Genomic DNA, 4422 nt, shown 5'->3' with positions numbered 1-4422 from the left:
CTTAGCGCTGCTGTCGAAGGCGATGGACGGGAATTTAGTGCTCGATTTTAGATACGGAAAGTTAAGTTGACAATGCCCCTCAGCCCCCGATCGAGCGTCATTCTGCTAGTCCGCTGTCCCGCCGATCGATCTGTCCCTCAAGGAGACCTGCCATGACGGTATCTGCCACGCCCGAAAACGGCATCGTCATCCGCCGCGACCCCGGCGACGTGCTGAAGTACCTGCAGCGCGACAAACAGTTCGACTAAACCCTCACCCCAGAACCCAGCGAAGCAGAATTTGCTGGGTTTACTCACATCTATTCAAGTGACCTCTGAAGCTTGAAGCAGCCCTAAATCAATACCCGCTGCTAGAATGGCGGGGCGATTATCCTGAATCATTCCACCTATTCACCCCAGTCCAGGTGTTTAGGCTGACACAATTCCACCTATTCACCCCCAAAAGGATCTTAGGCTGAAATATTTCCACCTAAGATCCTGATACGGGATCTTAGGTGGAAACTTTCCCTCTAATCAGGAGTTAGCTGTACATTGCTCAAATAGAAAGAACTGTTTTCAAATGACAAAATCTTTTGAATTTGAGATTGCTCTTTCCTTCGCTGGCGAGGATCGCGAGTATGTAGATCAAGTTGCAAATCTGCTTCAGGATGCGGGTGTCAAAATTTTCTACGATAAGTTTGAAGAGGCAAATCTCTGGGGAAAGAATCTCTATGACTATTTAACGGAGGTTTATAAAGACAAGGCTCTATATACAATTATGTTTATTTCGGAACATTATGCTCGAAAAATGTGGACTAACCACGAACGGCAAGTGATGCAGTCACGCGCATTTCAAGAGAACCAAGAATATATATTGCCTGTACGCTTTGACGAGACTCCAATTCCTGGGATTTTGTCAACCACTGCATACATATCTCTGAAGGATAAAAAGCCTCATGAATTTGTTGAGATCATTCAAAAGAAGCTCATAAATAGTGGTCAAACGATCCCCTCGGAGTCATTGCGTAGGGCTTTATTTTCGGTGGATAGTGCTCCACGAGTCAATCCAATACATGCACAGATAAATGTTATTTCATCTGAAGGTCTACCAATTGATTGTGCATCAATAACGGCTATTGCTGACAATAGTACGACAAAAATTACTATGACCTCTTCTGATGGAAAAGCTGTAATTGAAATTCCCACTAGACGTTTGTATCGTCTGCTAGTAGCTCATCCCAAGTATCCTGGAGCCTTAATTTCCTCATGGGATCCAAACGATGACTTAAAGGTAACTTTGTTTGAGTCGGAGAATACAGGTTCTGTAATCTGCCACAGCACCTGCCACATTCCTAATCTTCAAGGACGTCTCAACCCAATTCTAGACACCTCAAGGCGAACTTATCTTTACGCAGATAATGTTGCGATTAATGGTGGAGTTCAACAACCAGGGAGGTTTATTGTTAATGAGCCGTTTGAGCTTGAGGATTGCAATGGTATGGTGATGCAAGTAAAGGTAATGTTTATTCAAGGACGAACCTCACTACTTCAGTATGTACATCCACGCCTGCATGACAGCTAACAATTCTGGTGCAGCGGATTGACCGAAGCCGCTTATGTTTTGCAAAGGAAACGGCAACCGCTGACCAGAACCGTTAGACTGCTGAGTTATCGGTGAGGATGTAGCTGAGATGCTGATAGTGCGATCGCTGCGTCCAGCCCCATTGTCACGTTTTGTCTCATAGTTCATCAACTCATTCAAGAACTCAAACACGGCTTTGACATCCTTGAGGAGATATCGGTTGTCGGGATGAATTGCAGTCGGTTCACGAGCCGAGTTGCAATCAAACAAAGGTAGAGACAACCACAAGCCAGGGGAAGAACCAGTGGCAACACGATATAAAGTGATCAGCGACTGGCTATGCCTGACGACCAAACAAAAAGCCAGAAAAATTGAGCACCACCTGAATCGACTCTCTGCGGAAGGATGGGAGTTTGTCGCCCTTGATGCTGTGATGTTTTTTGGCAACGATGTTGGGTTTTACCTGATTCTCAAGCAAACATTTTCAGAAAATTCTGACAGTCAATAGGGTGAGCGGTGTAGCGGGTGAACTATAAAATTGTATTTCTAGGATTGTCGCTTTTTCTATATGGCATAGCCCTCGCGCTACCTTGCCTTTTGTTTAATGTCTTTCCCATAGACTCTATTAGTGGAAATCCCTCTGACCCTAGTAATGTTTATGCCATGAAGGGGATCGAGCTGACTTTCTTCGGCATGATTGGACTGCTTTTTTTACAAATTCCCGCGATTGGTTGGTTGGCTAATCCCATCTATTGGTTGGGCTGCATCACGTTTATGATGGGACGCTATAGGTTTTCAGCTATAGCTGGGATAGCCGCCATTTTGATTGGTTTTGGCGGCACATTTTCAGGCTTTTGGTTTAACTTACCTGCGGATAGTGGTGGCGTTTCTGAACTTGCCCTGAGCCAATTCCTGTTGGGTTTCTGGCTATGGCTGGCGGCTCCTGGCGTAATCGCCTTAGGTTCTGTGATTAGCTTGCTAAAACAGCCCGCTCGATTAACGGCTAGCAGCAATTAAGAGAGGAGCGATAGATCAGAGCCATGAAAACTAAACCGCTTTCCCTCGATGCTCTATGGCAGTCGGCAACACCTCAAGAGCAAACCTTTAGCCCCGATGACTTTGCCCATTTGCCAGAGGCGGCAAGACGGTATCTCGACCATGCAATGGCACCCGGAACCAAGCTGGCTGCTGCAGTTCGTTTGAAGATGCACGGCGAAATCAAGCTCAAAAACTGGATTCCCTTTCAAGCCGAGCAAGTGGTCTGCTGGCAGCGCGGCTTTATCTGGAGTGCCACCGCCTGGATGAATCGCTTACCCATCGTGGGATCAGACCGCATCATCGATGGCGTCGGGGCGATGCAGTGGAAGCTGTTGGGGCTATTTCCGGTGATGACTGGCACTGGGGCAGATATTACGCGATCGGCGGCGGGACGCTTCCACACCGAGTTAATGCTGTTGCCATCGGCGCTTTGTCTGGGTGACGTGATCTGGAGCAGCACTGAAGCATCGCACCTCCATGCCAGTTTTATGGCCCAGGGTGAACAGGCAGAACTCGACCTAACCATTGACCAGACAGGGCAGCTAAAAGCTGCGAAACTGCCGCGCTGGGGCAATCCAGACGGTGCGGCACACCACTATGTAGATTTCGGGGCCATTGTCGAAGCAGAAGGCACGTTCTGCGGCTACACGATTCCCACGCGTTTGCGAGTGGGGTGGTATTTCGGCAGTGAGCGGTTTGAGTCAGAGGGCGAGTTCTTCCGAGCCACCATTGATCAGGCCATCTATCGGTAATGGTTAGCCGTGGTCAAAATCACCGTACCTCAACCAGGTTTATTCGCAATGAAGAAACATCCCATAACTTGGTTCTATATTTTAGCCTTTGGGATCTCATGGTTGGGCATGGTGTCAGCCGCCTTAGGATCGCATGGTATTGCCCCCTTTGACAGCCCCTATGTTCAGCTTCTTTCCATTTTTTATGCTGTCGGTCCTGCTCTTGCGGCGGTCATTGTGACACGCACAGCAGATGGTAAGACAGGGGTTCAAAATTTGCTCAAGGGACTTCTCCGATGGCGGGTTGGCCTAGTCTGGTACATCGTAGTCCTGCTGGGTGCTTTAATGCTGCTGATTACGGCAAAAAGCATTACCGAATTACTCGGCCTTTCAGCAACCGTTCCAACCCAACCTGTCGATCTATCTCCCTATGTTGTCCTCGGCTTCGCAGTGAATTTTTTTGCTACTACCTGCGAAGAAATCGGGTGGCGAGGTTTCGCCTTGCCACAATTGCAAAAGCGTCATAGTGCTTTTATCGCGACTCTGATTGTGGGCACATTGTGGGCTTTTTGGCATTTGCCGATTGTCTTTTTGGTCGGCAATCCCATGGCTGAATATCCTTTCCTATGGTTCATCCTGATCGTCACCAATGCTTTTATCTACACCTGGATTTACAACAGCACTCAAGGCAGTATTTTGCTGGTGGCGTTGTTTCATGGTTCTCTGAATATATTTGGAGCTTTTATCTCTGGAGTGTCTCCTATCGCGGATGTCCTTCTGAATTGTGGGGTAGCCATCATTCTGATCACCGTGTTGGGAAAAGCAAATCTTTCCCGCCGAAAACGGGTTTGTGCGGGCTGATAATCGGTCGATGAACTATCACGGTAAATCTATGGCCAAAAAGCATCAAGAACGACACCGCACCGGACGCATCGGCTGGCTCCGGGCCGCTGTGTTGGGCGCAAATGACGGCATCGTCTCCACCGCCGGGAGCAGGTCACTTTCTGAAGAGGAAAATTAGAGTAAGGCTGTAGCGATATTTGGATGGGTACCCTCATGACGCCAGCAGAACGCCAAGAACTTTTACAGTGCA

5 protein-coding genes and 1 pseudogene are annotated in these 4422 nt (G+C 48.1%); all 6 read left to right on the top strand.

Features of this window, described 5'->3' with window-relative positions; translation table 11 throughout:
* The first annotated feature begins 558 nt into the window (after positions 1–558).
* Positions 559–1560, top strand: coding sequence for a toll/interleukin-1 receptor domain-containing protein (locus tag JUK32_RS05595; RefSeq protein WP_204137864.1), 1002 nt, complete (start codon positions 559–561; stop codon positions 1558–1560).
* A 256-nt stretch (positions 1561–1816) separates the two neighbouring features.
* Complete coding sequence (locus JUK32_RS05590; RefSeq protein ID WP_204137863.1) at positions 1817–2068, top strand: hypothetical protein; 252 nt, start codon at positions 1817–1819, stop codon at positions 2066–2068.
* A gap of 17 nt (positions 2069–2085) precedes the next feature.
* Complete coding sequence (locus tag JUK32_RS05585; protein ID WP_204137862.1) at positions 2086–2577, top strand: hypothetical protein; 492 nt, start codon at positions 2086–2088, stop codon at positions 2575–2577.
* Positions 2578–2600: 23 nt separating this feature from the next.
* Positions 2601–3350: a DUF6920 family protein gene (locus JUK32_RS05580; protein ID WP_239112358.1), complete on the top strand. Its 750-nt coding sequence runs from the start codon at positions 2601–2603 to the stop codon at positions 3348–3350.
* Positions 3351–3359: 9 nt separating this feature from the next.
* Positions 3360–4190 (top strand): type II CAAX endopeptidase family protein, encoded by an 831-nt coding sequence (locus JUK32_RS05575; protein ID WP_309224497.1) that lies wholly within the window; start codon positions 3360–3362, stop codon positions 4188–4190.
* A gap of 31 nt (positions 4191–4221) precedes the next feature.
* Positions 4222–4317, top strand: a pseudogene (locus tag JUK32_RS27940) (VIT family protein); the annotation flags it as partial.
* Positions 4318–4422 lie beyond the last annotated feature (105 nt).

This window comes from Halomicronema sp. CCY15110 (genome assembly GCF_016888165.1).
Lineage (GTDB): Bacteria > Cyanobacteriota > Cyanobacteriia > Phormidesmidales > Phormidesmidaceae > Halomicronema.
The sequence above is the reverse complement of the archived record's forward strand: the minus strand, read 5'-3'. Positions and strand labels throughout refer to the sequence as shown.